14 protein-coding genes and 1 riboswitch are annotated in these 17,378 nt (G+C 47.6%); of the genes, 10 read left to right on the top strand and 4 right to left on the bottom strand.

All coding sequences use genetic code 11. The features are described from left to right. Positions 1-133: 133 nt before the first annotated feature. Positions 134-2,452: a Tex family protein gene (locus IDZ20_RS15930; RefSeq protein WP_188152439.1), complete on the top strand. Its 2,319-nt coding sequence runs from the start codon at positions 134-136 to the stop codon at positions 2,450-2,452. A 160-nt stretch (positions 2,453-2,612) separates the two neighbouring features. Here IDZ20_RS15930 and IDZ20_RS15935 read toward each other — a convergent pair whose 3' ends face one another. Then, positions 2,613-3,182, bottom strand: coding sequence for a DUF2214 domain-containing protein (locus IDZ20_RS15935; RefSeq protein WP_188152440.1), 570 nt, complete (start codon positions 3,180-3,182; stop codon positions 2,613-2,615). Between the two features lie 358 nt (positions 3,183-3,540). Beyond that, positions 3,541-4,938 carry a TolC family outer membrane protein gene (locus IDZ20_RS15940; protein WP_188152441.1) on the bottom strand — a complete coding sequence of 466 codons (1,398 nt, stop codon included), beginning with the start codon at positions 4,936-4,938 and terminating at the stop codon, positions 3,541-3,543. A 432-nt stretch (positions 4,939-5,370) separates the two neighbouring features. Then, positions 5,371-5,472: riboswitch (TPP riboswitch) on the top strand. Positions 5,473-5,608: 136 nt separating this feature from the next. Between IDZ20_RS15940 and thiD the strand changes: the two genes are divergently transcribed. The 8 genes from thiD (at position 5,609) to parE (ending at position 13,817) form a co-directional block, all read left to right on the top strand. Then, positions 5,609-6,436: a bifunctional hydroxymethylpyrimidine kinase/phosphomethylpyrimidine kinase gene (thiD, locus tag IDZ20_RS15945; RefSeq protein WP_188152442.1), complete on the top strand. Its 828-nt coding sequence runs from the start codon at positions 5,609-5,611 to the stop codon at positions 6,434-6,436. Further along, the gene (gene thiC, locus IDZ20_RS15950) at positions 6,436-8,358 is read left to right on the top strand and encodes a phosphomethylpyrimidine synthase ThiC (RefSeq protein WP_188152443.1); all 1,923 of its coding nucleotides are present in this window, start codon (positions 6,436-6,438) and stop codon (positions 8,356-8,358) included. Before thiD ends, thiC begins: the two co-directional genes overlap by 1 nt. Before the next feature lie 98 nt (positions 8,359-8,456). Beyond that, the gene (locus IDZ20_RS15955; RefSeq protein WP_188152444.1) at positions 8,457-9,083 is read left to right on the top strand and encodes an NUDIX domain-containing protein; all 627 of its coding nucleotides are present in this window, start codon (positions 8,457-8,459) and stop codon (positions 9,081-9,083) included. Between the two features lie 15 nt (positions 9,084-9,098). Then, positions 9,099-9,665, top strand: coding sequence for a DUF1249 domain-containing protein (locus IDZ20_RS15960; RefSeq protein WP_245792374.1), 567 nt, complete (start codon positions 9,099-9,101; stop codon positions 9,663-9,665). Positions 9,666-9,904: 239 nt separating this feature from the next. Then, entirely contained in the window at positions 9,905-10,690 is a 786-nt protein-coding gene (cpdA, locus tag IDZ20_RS15965; protein WP_188152445.1) for a 3',5'-cyclic-AMP phosphodiesterase, read from the top strand. Positions 10,691-10,961: 271 nt separating this feature from the next. Further along, complete coding sequence (locus tag IDZ20_RS15970) at positions 10,962-11,144, top strand: hypothetical protein (protein ID WP_188152446.1); 183 nt, start codon at positions 10,962-10,964, stop codon at positions 11,142-11,144. A gap of 126 nt (positions 11,145-11,270) precedes the next feature. Then, entirely contained in the window at positions 11,271-11,849 is a 579-nt protein-coding gene (locus IDZ20_RS15975; RefSeq protein ID WP_188152447.1) for a YqiA/YcfP family alpha/beta fold hydrolase, read from the top strand. A gap of 78 nt (positions 11,850-11,927) precedes the next feature. Continuing rightward, positions 11,928-13,817: a DNA topoisomerase IV subunit B gene (gene parE, locus IDZ20_RS15980; protein WP_188152448.1), complete on the top strand. Its 1,890-nt coding sequence runs from the start codon at positions 11,928-11,930 to the stop codon at positions 13,815-13,817. Between the two features lie 142 nt (positions 13,818-13,959). Here the strand turns inward: parE and IDZ20_RS15985 are convergent, their stop codons facing one another. Further along, on the bottom strand, positions 13,960-14,547 hold the full coding sequence (locus IDZ20_RS15985) for an acyl-homoserine-lactone synthase (protein ID WP_188152449.1): 588 nt from the start codon (positions 14,545-14,547) through the stop codon (positions 13,960-13,962). Positions 14,548-15,201: 654 nt separating this feature from the next. On the opposite strand from IDZ20_RS15985, the gene IDZ20_RS15990 reads away from it, so the two are divergent. After that, positions 15,202-16,194 carry a hypothetical protein gene (locus IDZ20_RS15990; protein WP_188152450.1) on the top strand — a complete coding sequence of 331 codons (993 nt, stop codon included), beginning with the start codon at positions 15,202-15,204 and terminating at the stop codon, positions 16,192-16,194. On the opposite strand, the gene IDZ20_RS15995 is transcribed toward IDZ20_RS15990, so the two are convergent. Continuing rightward, positions 16,174-16,914, bottom strand: a complete 741-nt coding sequence (locus IDZ20_RS15995) for a LuxR family transcriptional regulator (protein ID WP_188152451.1) — start codon at positions 16,912-16,914, stop codon at positions 16,174-16,176. The two genes, IDZ20_RS15990 and IDZ20_RS15995, sit on opposite strands and share 21 nt — an antisense overlap. Between the last annotated feature and the right edge of the window lie 464 nt (positions 16,915-17,378).

The raw sequence follows: 17,378 nt of genomic DNA on the forward strand, positions 1-17,378 counted from the left end.
CGGCTAGCAACAAATTACTTCGAAAACAAGATTGAATGCGCAGCCAAAAGTTGCGCATAATCCCCCCCTCTCAAAATTCTCTCGCTTTTCCAGCGAATCGATAAAGCAGTCAAATCGAGGCACACACAGCACCATGAGTAGCATTAATCAACGCATTGCTGAAGAACTCAACGCATCTATCCATCAAGTTAACGCCGCCGTTGGCCTGCTCGACGAAGGTTCAACCGTTCCTTTTATTTCGCGTTATCGTAAGGAAGTTACTGGCGGTCTCGACGACACCCAGCTGCGCCAACTGGACGAACGGCTCACCTATTTACGAGATTTGGAAGATCGGCGTGCCACGATCCTGACCTCGATTGCAGAGCAAGAAAAACTAACTCCAGCGCTCGAAGCACAAATTAAAGGTGCTCTAACCAAGACCCAGCTGGAAGATCTTTATCTACCTTACAAGCCAAAGCGTCGTACCAAGGCGCAAATTGCTCGCGAGGCCGGTTTAGAGCCATTGGCAGATTTACTCTTTAATGATCCGAGCAAAGATCCCGAAGCTGAAGCAGTGGCGTTCTTTAACACTGAGCATAAAATCGAAGACGCCAAAGCGGCGCTAGATGGTGCCAAGCAAATTCTTATGGAGCGTTTCAGCGAAGATGCTGTACTACTCGATAAGCTGCGTAACTTCTTGCGCAATGAAAGTTTTCTGCAAGCGAAAGTGATTGATGGCAAACAGACGGAAGGGGCGAAGTTTCAGGATTACTTCGAACACTGCGAACCTTTCTCCAAGGTGCCATCGCACCGCGCGCTGGCAATGTTCCGTGGTCGCAACGAGGGAGTTTTAAGTATTGCCTTTGTTATGAGTGACAAAGAGGACGAGGTAGCTACAGTTCACCCATGTGAACTTATGGTCGCGGAGCACCAGCAAATTGAAGATCAGGGCCGCGCTGCCGATAAATGGTTAGCCGAGGTTGTTCGTTGGACGTGGCGAGTAAAACTACTAACACATTTAGAAACAGATTTACTCGGCGACCTGCGTGAAAGATCGGAAGCCGATGCGATCGATGTGTTCGCTCACAACTTAAAAGATTTGCTGCTCGCCGCACCCGCAGGGCAAAAAGCGACGCTAGCGCTCGATCCCGGTTTGCGCACTGGCTGTAAAGTGGCGGTGGTTGATGCGACCGGTCAAGTACTAGATCATTGTGCTATTTACCCTACGCCACCACAAAATCGTATTATGGAATCCGAAGCGGTAATCGTTGCGTTATGTAAAAAACATAATGTGAATTTAATCGCTATCGGCAATGGTACGGCGAGCCGTGAAACGGATAAGTTTGTTGGCGATGTATTAAAAGCACACAAAGATTTGAATGTTCAAAAAGTTATGGTGAACGAGTCTGGCGCGTCTGTGTATTCAGCATCGGAATTTGCCGCGAAGGAATTTCCCGATCTAGACGTAACCATACGTGGCGCTGTGTCCATTGCGCGACGCTTGCAAGACCCACTTGCCGAGCTGGTAAAAATTGATCCGAAGTCGATTGGTGTAGGCCAGTATCAACACGACGTATCGCAAACGCGCTTAGCCAAATCGCTGGATGCGGTTGTGGAAGATTGTGTAAACGGTGTGGGGGTGGAAATTAATACGGCGTCGGCGCCATTATTAGCACGGGTATCGGGTTTAAGTAACAGTATCGCCAATAATATTGTCGAATTCCGCAATCAAAACGGTGCCTTTAATAATCGTAAACAGCTGTTAAAAGTATCGCGTTTAGGTGAGAAAGCTTTTGAGCAGTGCGCTGGCTTTTTGCGTATAGCTGGCGGCGACAATCCTCTCGATGGTTCGGGAGTACACCCGGAATCCTATGTCGTAGTAGAGCGCATAGCTGCCAAGAACGGGCGTGAAGTTAAAGGTATTATTGGCGATGCGGGGTTTTTGCGCGGCCTTAAAGCGGCTGACTACACCGACGAAAAATTTGGTGTCCCTACGGTTACCGATATTATTCAAGAACTTGAAAAGCCGGGGCGCGATCCTCGCCCAGAATTTAAAACGGCGCAGTTTCAAGACGGCGTAGAAAAGTTATCGGACCTTAATCCGGGCATGACATTGGAAGGTACGGTTACCAACGTAACCAACTTTGGAGCCTTTGTTGATGTCGGTGTCCACCAAGATGGCTTGGTGCATATTTCTGCACTGTCGCATACCTTCGTGAAAGATCCGCGTGAAGTTGTTAAGGCTGGCGATATCGTTCAGGTAAAAGTGATGGAAGTTGATGTGCAACGTAAGCGCATCGCTTTATCTATGCGACTGGACGACGAGCCGGGCGAAAAAACCTCTGGCGGAGGCGGACGTCGCGAAGGTGGTATGAGCCAAGCACAACGTAAGCAGGCAAGCCCGAAGCCACAAGCGGCTGCGGTCGGAACTATGGCGGCACTGTTTGAACAGGCCAAGAAGAAGCAGCGTTAAATTGTATTGTTCGGCTAAATAAAAAAAGCGGGGGCTTATTAGGCCACCCGCGAGTCGGTTGTATAAACGTTGTATTACCTGTAGGCGGCAATTTATTTAAGTGCTGTATTTGTTCGTTTTTACTTTTATTTCTAGTTGTTAGTTATCAGCGCTAACAGGCTTAGGCGTTTGTTGGGCTGTCCAGTGTTACCGAGCGGCCAAGCTTCATTATTTGTAAACCAACAATACAGCTCACAATTAAAATCGCTAAGTAAACCCCAAAAATACTGCCAAAATCCAAGGTGTAATTCCACGGCCTAGCTATACCTAAAAAGCAAGCATAGAGCCAGGACACGATCGATATAGCACCTGTCAAGGTTAGTGGTATTGAATCTCGAGCCGGCATAGCCGCGATCACAACGCCCTCTTTTAATTTCGGTAAGCTGTAGTGGTGCAATACAAAACCATTGATGGTCAATGCAATAACAACCGCAAACTTGACCCACAACTTTTGGTTGGTGAGATAAACCTCGGGCTGGTTAATATAACCGAGTGCCACCAGTGCCAATCCAGTTATCCAAAGAAATACCAGCGTCCAAGTTACGGTTGTTTGCGCTTGGGCGAGTTGTAGCAATACATTTTTTGTTAAGGCTTTTTTCTTGTGGGTCCAGAGTTCAAGGTCCTGCATTAAGATCGCACCAACGGCGATACACGCAGAAATAAGGTGGCCGTATACCAATAGAGTTTTCATGTGTGGTTCCTGATCGAGGGAGTGCTCACTCTGTTAGCTGTGGCATCTCATTATTAGATTTATGGGTACTGACTATCGTTTTAGAAAATAGGACGATTGAAAATGTGATGAGCGAGGCCGCTAATTCCCTACAGACAGTAGGTGCATAGCATACAGTTCGGCGTGGTGGTGGATTTGATTCGGATCAAATCTGTAGGGAATCTAAGCCTACCTACAAGAGGATAAGGGAAAGTTATTGACCATGGGATGTGAGGAGAAGTGACAGCGAGGAGGCAAAACGAGCGCATAAAAAAGGCGACTGCGACAAAGTTGTCGGCAGCCGCCCAGTTTCGTTATTCAACGAGACTAAATGTTGGAATTACATGCGGGAAACGGTGCGATTAGAATCTAGCCACTGGTTCAGCTCAGTGATATCGACTGCAGATAAAGTACCAGCCGCTTCTTTTAGGCGCAGAGAGGTCAGTATGTAGGTGTACAGCGAATCTAGGTAATTACGCTGGGCGCGGTATAAATTACGCTGTGCATTTAACACGTCAACCAAATCACGAGTGCCAACATCGTAACCCGCTTGGGTGGCTTCGAGTGCGCTTTGGTTGGATGTAATCGCTTGGGTGCGCGCTTTAACGGTGGTCACGCTGGTCACAACGGTAAGGTGTAAAGAGCGAGTGGCCTGCACAATATCACGCTGCGTTTGTTTCAGTATTTCCTTGGCCTGAATATATTCTTGCTGGGCTTTGCGACGTGATGCGGAGGTCCCGCCACCGTTAAAAATAGGTACAGATACGGTAATACCAATCGATGTGCCTTGGTTGTTAGTATCGGTTTCATCGAAACCTTGACCCGCGTTAGTGTCGTAGTCGGATATGCCGAGACGGCCGGTTACGGTTGGGTAGTGGCCAGCCTTTTGTGCGGCTGCGGTGCGTCGAGCTGTTTCGGCGGTTAGCTCTTGGGTTTTTAAACTGAAGTTGTTGTTAAGTGCTAAGTCCACCCAAGCATTGCGTTCCTGAGGAACCGGCAAGGCGACGGGTACGTCCTCACGTAAGGGCGCTAATTCATTGTAGGGTTGACCGGTGATAACTTCGAGAGCTTCGAAGGCTATCCCCAGCAATCCCTCGGCAATAATGCGCTCAGCCATGGCTGAGTCAAAAACGGCTTGAGCTTCGTGAACCTCAGTGATTGCGGTTAGTCCTACCTCGAAACGCTGTCGTGTTTGTTCCAGCTGATGAGAGAGCGCGTTTTCTTCGGCTCTTGCAGTTTGTAAATTATCAACCGCTTGGAGTGCGTTGAAATAGGCTTCGGCGACACGAACTATCAATACTTGCTCGGCCATACGGTATTGAGCTTGGGCTATGTCGCCAGTTGCTTTACTCAGTTGGTAATTTTCCCAGAGCGCCATGTTAAACAGCGGTTGAACCAGCGAGACTTCGTAGCCAGTGCGTGTTGAATCGCCGCTGCTTTTTTGATCGTTGATGTAGGTGATGCCTGCATCGGTATCTATTGGACCTGAGTAAGTTGTGTCACTACTTGAGTCGGTCCAGCTTGCTGTAGCGTTAATAGATGGGAGCAGCCCTGCGCGACCGATGTTGCGGTTTTCTCTACCTGCGGCGTAACCGGCTTGAGCGGCTTTAAAGGTGTGATCATTGGAAAGCGCTTGCTCATATATCTCAAGTAGTGTGGAGGCATTTGCGCTGCTTAACGCAAGTAGTGGGCTGGTAAGTATCACTGCTGAAAGCAGCTTGCGACAATGCTTAATCATGAATAGTCCCTAAGTCCCTAATGGTTCAATGAAAGTGTATAAGCGAATAGCTGGGATTTTATATTAGTTAAACCTAATGTTAAATGTTTCTTTTTGTATGCGGCCTTCTCAACGCGAGTGAAAAGCTAAGCTTCGGGTTGCATGTAGTATCTCACCAGGCTCTCAGTGAGCACTAGCAGTGAGTACTAGGCTCACTTTGTTTGTCTATCGCTTGCGTAATGAGTAATACAACGACTTATCGATGATTACTTCCAATGTGTTTTACCGAGTGTTTTGGCTTTCGACGGCGGTTATTCAAGCACAGCGAAAGGCAAGAACAGGGCAAAAAATATGTTCACTCGCGCGGCAACACAGGATATTCGCGCAAGATTCGGTTTACAGTGGGAGGCCCACCCCATAAACTGACCTCCAATTGGCCTGAGTGTTCAGGTTTTAATCTTGTCGGGGTGCCCCTGCGTAAGTAGGAGAAGGCTGAGAAACACCCGCTGACCTGATCCGGTTAGTACCGGCGTAGGGAACGAGACGATCTTCCGCATCTTTTGTTTCTCCCTTCACTTTGGTCTCCGGTCTCGGCCATCTCGGGCTTCAGCGATAACTGTTCATTGCAAGCGAATGGCAAATACATTTTGGCTTTTGAACTGTATTAAAGCGATCGCGCGACGAGTTTATAATGTTACAGCGTCACCCCTTAATCTTAACTATTGCCGGTAGCGATTCCTTTGCTGGGGCGGGTTTACAGGCCGACATAAAAACAGCGGCGGCACTTAATTGCTATTGTTGTACTGTGGTTACGGCCATTACGGCCCAAAATAGCCGCGGCGTAAGTGCTGTATGGCCAGTTTCCCTTCAGCAGTTATTGGGCCAATTGGAACAGGTGCTAGCTGATATTACGCCCAGCGTAATCAAACTAGGTATGCTTGCCAACCCGGAAATTGTTACAGGTTTAGCGAGTTTTTTGCGCGACTACCGCGCGCGGGTCGATGTGCCGCTAATCGTCGACACTGTACTGCGTTCAACCACAGGTGCCAATCTATTATCGGCGAACTTGACTGATTATTCCGCGCAGATTTTAAGTCAGGCGAGTTTGATTACGCCTAATTTAGCCGAAGCAAGTGCCTTGTTGGGTTGCGACCTAGCAGGCGGCGAGGCCGAGATGGCAACGCAGGCACAAGCACTGTTAGCGACTGGCGCCGCGGCGGTACTGTTAAAAGGTGGCCACTTAGAAAGTGCAAACGCAAGTGATTGCTTTGTGAGCAATGCTTACCCCAAGCCGTTATTTTTTCGGCAGCCGCGTGTTGATACTCGCAACAGTCACGGAACCGGATGTACGCTTGCAACTGCAATTTCGGCGTATATCGCGCAAGGCGAAGACCTAATTACAGCCATAGGTCTAGCAAAAACCTATGTCAGTGGCGCTTTAGCCGGCGCCGACAGCTTAAATATTGTGCCTGAAAACGGCCCCTTAAATCATTTTTTTGACGCGTTAGAGAGAGAGTAATGGACAGTAATACAGACACTAAAAACGATACCTATTTAAGTCAAACCGCCGAGGTTGACGCTTCCTCAATCAAACCCTTCCCGCGTTCGGAAAAAATTTATATTCAAGGTTCGCGCCCCGATATTCGGGTGCCAATGCGCGAAATATCACTTGACGATACGCCTACAGAATTGGGCGGCGAGAAGAATCCGCCGGTACGTGTCTATGACACTTCTGGCCCCTACAGCGACCCCAGTGTTAGCGTTGATTTACGTCTTGGCTTGCCGGATATTCGTAGTACTTGGATTGAAGAGCGTGGCGATACCGAATTTCTTAGTGGTAAGAGTTCAGATTTTGCAAACGAACGCTTAAACGACTCAAAACTCGCTACCCTTCGGTTCGAACATTTACGCACGCCGCGCAAGGCCAAGCCCGGTGCTAACGTGTCGCAAATGTACTACGCACGTCAGGGTATTATTACCCCAGAAATGGAATACATTGCCATCCGCGAAAATATGAGTTGGCAGCAGGCCCGAGAACAGGGTGTGTTAGAAAATCAGCACTCTGGTGAATCGTTTGGTGCAAATATCCCCGATGAAATTACGCCGGAATTTGTGCGCTCAGAAGTTGCTTGCGGCCGCGCCATCATCCCAGCCAATATTAATCATACCGAGCTAGAGCCAATGATTATTGGCCGTAACTTTCTGGTAAAAATTAACGGCAATATCGGCAATAGCGCACTGGGTTCTTCTATTGAAGAGGAAGTGGCAAAGCTCACGTGGGGTACTCGTTGGGGTGCCGATACCATAATGGATTTATCTACGGGTAAAAATATTCACGAAACGCGCGAATGGATTATTCGTAATTCATCGGTGCCAATCGGTACGGTGCCAATATATCAAGCGCTTGAAAAGGTCGACGGCATTGCTGAAAACTTAACGTGGGAAATATTTCGCGACACGTTAATAGAGCAAGCGGAACAGGGGGTGGACTACTTTACGATTCACGCCGGTGTGTTATTGCGCTATGTGCCGTTAACAGCCAAACGGGTTACCGGTATTGTATCGCGCGGCGGATCGATAATGGCTAAGTGGTGTTTGGCTCACCACAAAGAAAACTTTTTATATACCCATTTCAATGACATTTGCGAAATTATGAAAGCTTACGATGTGAGCTTCTCTCTGGGCGACGGTTTGCGTCCGGGCTCCATTGCTGACGCTAATGATGAGGCGCAGTTTGGCGAGTTGGAAACACTGGGTGAGCTTACTAAAATTGCATGGCAGCACGATGTGCAAACGATGATTGAAGGCCCTGGTCACGTGCCGATGCAAATGATCAAGGAGAATATGGACAAGCAGTTGAGAGAATGCGGCGAAGCGCCGTTCTATACGCTTGGCCCATTAACTACGGATATTGCACCGGGTTACGATCATATTACATCGGGTATTGGAGCTGCGATGATCGGTTGGTACGGCTGTGCCATGCTCTGCTACGTTACGCCGAAAGAACACTTGGGGTTACCGAATAAAGACGACGTTAAAGAAGGTATTATCACCTATAAAATTGCCGCCCACGCGGCCGATTTGGCCAAGGGGCATCCGGGCGCTCAGTTGCGCGATAATGCTTTGTCAAAGGCGCGATTTGAATTCCGTTGGGAAGATCAATTTAATTTGGGTTTAGATCCGGATACTGCCCGCTCTTATCACGATGAAACCTTGCCTAAAGAGTCCGCCAAGGTTGCGCACTTTTGCTCAATGTGCGGGCCAAAGTTCTGTTCAATGAAAATTACTCAGGAAGTCCGAGATTACGTTGCGCGAGAAGGCACGGATATTCAAGCGATTCCCGAAGAAGCCGTTGTGCGGTTGGTTGATGTTGAATCGGAAATGCAGAAAAAATCTGAAGAGTTTCGCGCGGCTGGTAGTGAGATATATTCGAAAGTGTAGCTGAATTAAAGATACGTTGATTTTTAAATAAACGTGATTTTTGCGTTTGACGCACTGAGCGTTAAGCGCAAATTTAATCGGCAGCAACTGGAATGATTATGGCAAACCCGTTAGAGAAAACGCAGTACGGTAAAGATGATTTTGAAGTGGAAGACGATAAAATTGTCTACGATGGATTCTTCAAGATGTACCACTTACGTCTCAAACACAAAACCTTTGCTGGCGGGTGGCTGGGGCCTATTTCGCGCGAGTTATTTCATCGCGGCGAAGCAGCCGCAGCTATTGTCTATGACCGTAAACAGGATCTCGTTGGATTGATCGAGCAATTTCGCATCGGAGCTCTGGATTCTCCCTACGGCCCTTGGTGCCTGGAAACCGTTGCGGGAATGATGGAGCCGGGTGAGAGCGGCGATGGTTTAATCGCTCGCGAGCTGGAAGAGGAGGCCGGTATTGTTGGCGCTGAGTTGGTGTATATCACCAGCTATTATTCATCGCCGGGTGGTTGTAACGAAAAGATTCACCTATATTGTGCATTATGCGACCTAACCGACGCGGGTGGTCACTTTGGTTTGGCGGAAGAGCATGAAGACATCCGCTTTTCTGTCCATCCCGCCGAAGAGGTGTTCGCAACCATGTACAGCAATCGCACCAATAATGCGGCAACCCTTTTGGGTTTGCAGTGGCTGCAATTAAATCGGTCGCGCCTGCGTGAGCAGTCGCTTTGAGGTATCAAAAAAGCGATGGTGGATTCATCTAAGCCAGACGGTAGGTCTGAGCGCGTCGAGAAGCACAGTTCTGCAAGCGCGCCGGCAGTGGAAGCAGCGTTCGCGCCTATGCCCACTCCGACTAAACTAACCCCCAAAAAAAATATCTCTGTCGATATTAAAAGTCACCATGCTCAATGCGAGCTGAACTTTCATCGCATGCTTACGCTGATGCCAAAGTGGGATGAAGGTGCTCGCGATTGGTCTTTTGCCCTGGGGGCTGGCGGCTTGTTCGTGGTACAGCTTACTGTGCTGGATGCTGCGCCCTATACGACAACCGTTGAGGTTGTGCAGCGGCAGCAAGGTTTACAGCCACCGAGATTAGTGGTGCGGTTATATCACGATGCCAATATGGCCGAAATCGTGTCTTGGGATAGGCATCGGAACTGGCGTCCTCAGTACGAGTATCCCAACCCGCAGATGTACCACGCCGACGAAAAACTAGAGTTGAATCGCTTCCTTGGCGAGTGGTTGGAATTTTGTCACAAGCAGGGTTATGCACAGCCATACAATTGTGAAGTGGTTCGCGTAACCAAGAAATAGCCTCTACGCATTTCGGCAAAATCGGCCCAAACTATTGTCTACAGATACACGGCTCTTCGATGCGGGGCTTTTAATTTATAGAACCTTCAAACGCGAATTGGAGATCATTCAACCCAGTTTTGGTCGATTCGTGAATGCTAGGTATACAAGCGACAAGAACTTAAGAGCTTAAGCCTCAACGCGCTTTCGCTGAGTATCTTAGCTAAGTATTAAGGATAACAAGGATTGCGAGTGGCGCTATGAGACCATTTAGACTTTTACAGATAACGGATTGTCACTTAGGTAGTCAGCCAGGCGAAAAGCTTTTAGGGCTAGATACAGACCAAAGCTTATACGACGTCCTGCAGCTGCTTCAGGCCAACGAGGCGCCAGATATGATCCTCGCCACTGGAGATATCTCCAATGACGGCGGGGTTGCTTCTTACGAGCGCTTTATTCATATTATTGAACGTTACTTCCCCAACACCCCACTGGCATGGCTCCCTGGTAACCACGACGAACCCATGAATATGGATCAGGTGGCGCGCTTACCGATAGAAGCTCACTGTGTGCGTGGTGGCTGGAATATGATATTTCTCGATTCGCGTATACCAATGGAAGAAGGTGGCGACTTGCCTCCTAATGAATTGGAACGCTTGGACAAGCAGCTCGCGGCCTATCCGCGCTTACCTGCGATGGTGTTTCTGCATCACCAGCCGGTACCGGTTGGCAGTGCTTGGCTTGATGGCTATGTGGTGCGCAACCATGAAGACTTTTTCAGTGTTATTGACCGCCACCCTAACGTTAAGGCTATTTGCTGGGGGCATGTCCACCAGTATCACAACAGCCAGCGCAATGGTGTCGAGCTACTTGCTACCCCCTCAACCTGTATTCAGTTTCTACCCCACTCGGACAAATTCGCGGTGGATACAGCGATGCCTGGGTATCGTCGATTCGAGCTACATGCAAATGGCCACTTTGCCACTCAGGTAAGCCGAGTACGTCAAAAAGTCTATAAAATCGACTTCGCCTCTTCCGGCTATTGAGTACATTTTAATTAAGCCTTATCGGGCTAACCCTTCCTAAAAAACCCCGCAATAGCGGGGTTTTTCAATTCTGCGCGCCAATTTTATCCAATTATTAAAAAACTGTTGACAGCGACCGCTCTCGAGAATAGTGTACCACCACACTAGTACACTATGTTGATGTGTGTTGGTGGTGCAGGGCTACTACTGAGCCCTTCATAAGGTACTTATTAATACTAACAATTTAAATCGAATGCCATTTGGCATAACTAACCTAGAAGGAATCGCAATCATGTGGAAAATATTGACTACTCTAACTATCGTCGACGTTGTTTTGTTTGTTGGTATCGCTACTGCTCCAGCCCATACTCGCGCTGTAGGCTTGGATGCCCCCAGCCCAGTTGTGGTTGAGCTTGCTGCTGAAGTTGCCGTTACTGATGTAATTGTTGAAACTAACATCAACGCAGCGCGCTGAGCGTGGTGATTATAGTAGCGGCTGCGATCGCCACTAACCGGCGAATGACAGGTACAATAGCGGGTCTCGCAGTCGCTCTAGTGTTGAGCAAATCAGTATCTTAAATACGTAATTTCGGTGAGTTTTATGGCAGCACTTATTTATGTACATGGATTTCTCAGTTCACCGAAGTCAGCAAAGGCTCAAATTACCAAACGATGGCTAGCAAAAAATCGCCCAGATATCGAGTTCTATTGCCCTAGTTTAAGTGCGTATTCAGAATTGGCGCAGGCCAAACTTGAGGGATTAATAAAGACATTAGAATCCCAAACGGTGTATCTAATCGGCAGTTCGTTAGGCGGCTTCTGGTCTACCCATCTAATTGAACGATGCAGCGCAGACAAGGCTGTACTTATAAATCCAGCCGTGGCGCCACACACTCGCTTTAGTAGTTGGGTTGGCGAAACATTCCAAAGCTACTATTCCGACGACACTTACGAGCTTGATCAAACCGATATCGACAAGCTGGCAGAGTTGGATTGTGCTACATTAACGCACCCCGAAAAATACTGGTTAATGGTTCAAACTGGCGATGAAACGCTGGACTACCGCGATGCAGTGCAACGTTACCGAGCCTGTAAACAGCTAGTGGAAGAGGGCGGCGATCATAGCTTTAGCGGTTATCAAGATTGGTTGCCCGCGATCATAGAATTTTTAGAAGCCTAATAACGATTAGCTTAAATCGAAATACGTCTAAACCAAAACACTCCATACCTCAACAATAAGAGCAGTAACTAGAGCGACATGGCAAATTACAGCGCAGAAGATATTGAAGTACTGACAGGCCTAGACCCTGTTAAAAAACGCCCAGGGATGTACACCGATACAATTCGCCCCAACCACCTAGCCCAAGAGATTATCGACAATAGCGTCGACGAGGCGCTAGCTGGGCACGCACGTAAAATTGAAGTGGTGCTACACAAAGATCAGTCGGTAACGGTGAGTGACGACGGCCGCGGTATGCCAGTAGATTTACACCCGGAACAGAAAAAACCGGGGGTGGAAGTGATTCTTTCTACACTCCATGCCGGTGGAAAATTCTCGAATAAAAACTATCAGTTTTCCGGTGGCTTGCACGGCGTTGGGATTTCCGTTGTGAATGCCTTGTCGCAAATATTAGAAGTGACGATTAAACGCGATGGTCAGGTTTATCGCATCGGTTTTGAAAATGGTGACAAAACCGTAGACCTGCATGTGATTGATACCTGCGGTAAACGCAATACGGGCACATCCGTTCGCTTCTTGGCCAACCCCAAATATTTCGATTCGCCTAAAATTTCTGTCTCGCGTATGCGTCATGTGCTACGCGCAAAAGCGGTACTTTGCCCCGGCTTAGAAGTTGTCTTTACCGATGAGCAATCTGGCGATGTCGATACTTGGTACTACGAAGACGGCTTAAAAGACTACTTAGTTGCCGCGACTCAAGGTTGGGAAACACTACCGGCGAGCCCTTTCATTGGTAGCTTTAGCGGTACCACCGAAGCGGCTGATTGGGCCGTACAATGGTTGCCAGAAGGCGGTGAGGTAATCCAAGAAAGCTACGTTAACCTAATTCCTACCGCTCAAGGCGGCACCCACGTAAATGGCTTGCGCAGTGGCTTGATGGACGCCATGCGCGATTACTGTGAAATTCGCAATATCATTCCACGCGGGGTAAAACTTACTCCAGATGATATTTGGAGTAACTGTTGTTTTGTGCTCTCGTCTAAGTTGGCCGACCCACAATTTTCCGGGCAAACCAAAGAGCGTCTATCGTCTCGTGAGGCTGCTGCATTTGTGTCCGGTGTCGCAAAAGATGCGTTTAGCCTCTGGTTAAATCAGCACACAGAAGATGGTGATAAGCTCGCCGAATTTTGCATTAATAATGCGCAACGACGCGTTCGCTCAAGCAAAAAAATTGCACGCAAGCGCATTACCGCTGGCCCCGCGCTACCGGGAAAACTCGCCGATTGTTCGTCTGCTGACCCCACTAACAGTGAAATATTTTTTGTGGAAGGGGACTCAGCCGGCGGTTCAGCAAAACAAGCCCGCGACCGCGAGCATCAAGCTATCATGCCGTTGCGCGGAAAGATTCTAAATACCTGGGAAGTCGATAGCCAAGACGTATTGGCGTCGCAGGAAGTTCACGATATCTCCGTTGCGCTGGGAATCGATCCCGGTTCCGATGACCTCACTAATTTGCGCTACCACAAGGTTTGTATTCTCGCCGACGCCGACTCTGATGGCCTTCACATTGCCACTTTGTTATGTGCGTTGTTTGTAAGGCACTTTCCGGCGTTGGTTCATTCAGGGCATATCTATGTGGCGATGCCACCCTTGTTCCGTATTGATATTGGTCAGGATGTTTACTACGCATTGGATGAAAGCGAAAAGCAGGGTTACCTCGAGCGCATCGTTGCCGAAAAGAAAAAAGGCAAGGTGAATGTGCAGCGCTTTAAGGGGCTGGGTGAGATGAACCCGCTACAATTGCGAGAGACAACCATGGCTGTCGATACGCGCCGATTAGTCCAGCTGACGATTTCCGCTGAAGACGATACCCATCAAATTCTCGATATGTTACTGGCAAAGAAGCGTTCTCCCGATCGCAAGCAGTGGTTGGAGTCAAAGGGGAATCTGGCGGATGTAGAGGTGTAGCGTTTAGCTATATCAAAGAAAGCCCAGCAATAATACTCCGGTTATCCTAAGCATTCGATATTAACAGGCTAACCGAGTATGTTTTTACAGGGCGGTGTATACACCGCCCTGTAAATTGTTTGTAACAAAACATTGGCTGATATTAATGGCTCACAATATTGAGGTTATCATTCACTTCGATCCAAAGAGCGACCGTACGCTCAACTCCAATTTGTTTCATTTTTCCTTCTCCCATACGACGAACGTTTACACCTAGCTGTCGCAATAAACGCTCACAGGCCAAGCTTGTAACTGTGACGTAGCTTTTTACATTATTTTCTTTCGCGAAATCGTAAAAAGATCTCACCAAATCCAACGTAACGTTACCGAAATTTCCTCTTGCCTTATCAGCCGATCCTTTCTTTACTGCAAAGCGACTGATTTCCCATATCCCTTCGCGTTCTGGTGCGGTCTCGCCTTGAAGTAATTCCGGGAAAATAGATTTAAGCATGTAGTCGCCTGTAGTTGGCAGTGCACGCCAGCATCCTTTTACTTCCTGTGTTTCATCGGTAACGGCAATAAAGTGCGGGTTGAGTTCGTCAAACTGGTCGCGCTCACGGCCATTTTCTGAAGGGATTTCCCAGTCGAGTCGTTGAATAAATGTTTCGTGGCGAAGTTTTAATATGCCATCGATGATTGAAAGGTTGTTGGCGTCGGCTGAATTTTCGGTAGTAAAGATTGTGGTGTTCATGATTGGTCTCGCTCCGTGTTTGTTTGCGAGGTCCAATCTATTTTTTAGGGGGGGTGCTGGTTAGCTGTCAGAAGTGACACTTTCGGAGTGGTGTTGAAAAATACCGTTTAAAATCAGTCGTTTACGGTCTGGTTTTTTGCGACCTGCTAGATCTTGCAGGTAGTACCTAGGGGCGTGCTGGGATAGCCGTAGTGGCATATAGGAAGTGTGAATAACGGGAGTTTGTGTAGTTCGTTTTGCTGATATAGGAGAGGAGATTTACTGAAAGTAAGGCGGTAACAATAATTATTTTGTGATGCGTGACGCGGTAATTGGAGTGGCCTTCATGATGGCGAACTAAATATTGATTGCAGGTAGTGAAACGACTCCGACAATTTTAAATTTACACAGAAGTTAATAAATTTTGAAAGTCGACCGTAAGTGAATGGGTTTAACCGTGTGATGAAAATAGAGTCTGTATCTGCTACCTGCAATTACTGACAGGTAGGCAGATACCTTAAGCATTGATAAATTGTGCTTCATCACGCGAACAAAGGTTAGATGTGAATTTCGTCGTGCCGTGCACAAGCGATAATTTATTGTTGTATTACGTTCGTATATAACAGCCGGTTAACCGGTTGTTGCTTTTCTCCTTACTAGAAGTCCGAGGCAGAGTTGAAGAATTTATCCTCAAACGATAAACCCGCACGCGTACTTAACAACGCCATTAATCTGGCGCTCACCAGTGCGCAAAAAAATTCTCGTCGCGCTGGCGTTGGCTGGAGCTTAACAGACGAAAACTATAACCATCTAAATAGTGGTGGCATGATTGCAGGTGCCGATCCCCTAACATTGCCAGCGGTGATTGACCGCTACGGGGATAAGCTACATTCGCTTGTAATGACTCTTGAACCTCTGCCACGAATTATGGATGTGCAGGGTCTGACTGAAGCACTTGAACGTTCCAGTTGCGCAATAGTTTATATCTGTTATAGAAACGATGAGATGGCTGAAGCGAGCCACTATTGGCAGGATTGGATAGGTGGTTGGCACGGCGAAGTGGTGTACCTTCCATCTAGTGCTGCTGCAATTGAATTGGCTTTGGGGCCCGCAAAGGTCATGCGTCAATTACAGCCGTGGGTAACCGCTGTGTCAGCGGCTGATATGACCGGTAATTCGATACCACTTAAAACTTTCGAGCAGGAATTTGGGTTTAGTGCACAGCTTGATGAGTTGGTAAATCAGTCTCGCGCGATTTGCTATTCAACCTCTCAGGCTGATGCTGTGTCGCTTCTGTCGGAAGATAATTATTCTGGGGAGTTGTTGGAACTTTACGAAGTAAATGATGTGCAGTCGTTTGCGGCGATACTCAAACACTGCGCCACCGAAAGGCGCTGCAGTGTTGTCGCAATAGTGGATGTACGCTTTTTGGCGGAGATGATAGAGAGTAATCTGTGTAACGAAATTATTCATCACCTTGCCGTAGCTGACTGTGTACCAACGACGCCAGCCTCTAGTTTAAATGGGCTTACACCGCCAGTACCCCATTTGCCCTTGAGTAATTGGCAGTTGATAAATAGCTCGTCAATGGGCAATTGTACCCAATTAATTTTACGGCCAATAGAAAACGCTTTGCCGGAGGCGGCGCTAGGGCATAGCCTTAATTAGGCCATACATTATGGCTTTTGCAACGGCGTGTTGGCGGTTGGCCGCGCCGAGTTTTTTGGTTGCACCGGTAAGGTGAAAAATAGCGGTACGTTCGGAAACATTCATGATCTGCGACATTTCCCAGGCCGTTTTTCCTTCGCATGCCCAAAATAGACTTTCCTGTTCGCGAGGAGTTAAGGGATCTAAGGGGGAGCGATCGATATTTAGCTTTAGGTAGGTTTCAAATAGCGAGTAGCTAAAGTACTGAGCAAAAGGCAGCGCGTTCAATAAGCGTTGGTCGAGATCTAGCTCAACCGTGCTGGCGAGGCTAAGAATACACACTTCACCGGACGGTGCTTTTACGGGTACCGATAAGCCATCTACAAGACCGCGAGCTTTCGCGGCTTCCATTAACTGTACTCCAACCGCATCGCAGTACTTATCCATACGCATTAGGCGATTCCACGTAATGGGTACGGTATTGTCGAAGCAGTAACGAACAACTGGATCGCTTTTTTGCATATCGTTTTCAAAGTATCCCTCAGTCCAGTCAGTGGGGTAGTTTGAAATAGTGAATATTTGTGGGGCACTCAACGACGTGGCATTACAGACACCAAACAAATAAAACTCGAGGTCGCAAAGCTTACAGAATTTTAAGCAAATCTCTTCGATTTCGGTTGTTGTCTTGATTTGAGAAAGGGTATCGATCAGAGCGTAAAGCTCATCCATGTGAATGTTCATAAGCGATTACTTTCATACAGGGTTAATTAGTGGTGTTATCCTTTCCTAACTAATTTGTCGGATCTAACCTATTTTATTGTTATTCAAGATCGGTATTGCCTTTAAGAAGACGATTCTAATAAAGATAGAGCCCAACGGTTTAGTTTGGGGTAGCCCTGCTGATACGGAAATTAAAAAGACGCACTGGCATTTAATAACACTGAATCGCTACCGGCTTGAAGAAACTAGCACAGCCGATTAATACAATACAATAGAAAACTAACGCTAATTAAAGTATTCGGCCAAGCATATAGCTGTTGGTGCGGAGTTTACAGACAGTATTAATCAAAGTTGGCGTCTATTATCGGTAATTATCGCTTAAACTAGCAGATATCGGGAGCTCGTTAACGTTAATAGTGAACAATAATGCCTGATGAGTAGACTGTCCAAAATCGTGAATTTTTTAGGGCAAGAGGAATTGCGCG

Origin of the sequence: Teredinibacter waterburyi (genome assembly GCF_001922985.1) — a bacterium.
GTDB classification, from domain to species: Bacteria; Pseudomonadota; Gammaproteobacteria; order Pseudomonadales; family Cellvibrionaceae; genus Teredinibacter; species Teredinibacter waterburyi.

Excerpts from the sequence above, each read along its gene's own strand:
- IDZ20_RS15930 (WP_188152439.1), top strand. The coding sequence starts at position 134 with ATGAGTAGCATTAATCAACGCATTGCTGAAGAACTCAACGCATCTATC.
- thiD (WP_188152442.1), top strand. The coding sequence starts at position 5,609 with ATGTTACAGCGTCACCCCTTAATCTTAACTATTGCCGGTAGCGATTCC.
- thiC (WP_188152443.1), top strand. The coding sequence starts at position 6,436 with ATGGACAGTAATACAGACACTAAAAACGATACCTATTTAAGTCAAACC.
- IDZ20_RS15935 (WP_188152440.1), bottom strand. The coding sequence starts at position 3,182 with ATGAAAACTCTATTGGTATACGGCCACCTTATTTCTGCGTGTATCGCC.
- cpdA (WP_188152445.1), top strand. The coding sequence starts at position 9,905 with ATGAGACCATTTAGACTTTTACAGATAACGGATTGTCACTTAGGTAGT.
- IDZ20_RS15955 (WP_188152444.1), top strand. The coding sequence starts at position 8,457 with ATGGCAAACCCGTTAGAGAAAACGCAGTACGGTAAAGATGATTTTGAA.
- IDZ20_RS15985 (WP_188152449.1), bottom strand. The coding sequence starts at position 14,547 with ATGAACACCACAATCTTTACTACCGAAAATTCAGCCGACGCCAACAAC.
- IDZ20_RS15940 (WP_188152441.1), bottom strand. The coding sequence starts at position 4,938 with ATGATTAAGCATTGTCGCAAGCTGCTTTCAGCAGTGATACTTACCAGC.
- IDZ20_RS15995 (WP_188152451.1), bottom strand. The coding sequence starts at position 16,914 with ATGAACATTCACATGGATGAGCTTTACGCTCTGATCGATACCCTTTCT.
- parE (WP_188152448.1), top strand. The coding sequence starts at position 11,928 with ATGGCAAATTACAGCGCAGAAGATATTGAAGTACTGACAGGCCTAGAC.
- IDZ20_RS15970 (WP_188152446.1), top strand. The coding sequence starts at position 10,962 with ATGTGGAAAATATTGACTACTCTAACTATCGTCGACGTTGTTTTGTTT.
- IDZ20_RS15960 (WP_245792374.1), top strand. The coding sequence starts at position 9,099 with ATGGTGGATTCATCTAAGCCAGACGGTAGGTCTGAGCGCGTCGAGAAG.
- IDZ20_RS15975 (WP_188152447.1), top strand. The coding sequence starts at position 11,271 with ATGGCAGCACTTATTTATGTACATGGATTTCTCAGTTCACCGAAGTCA.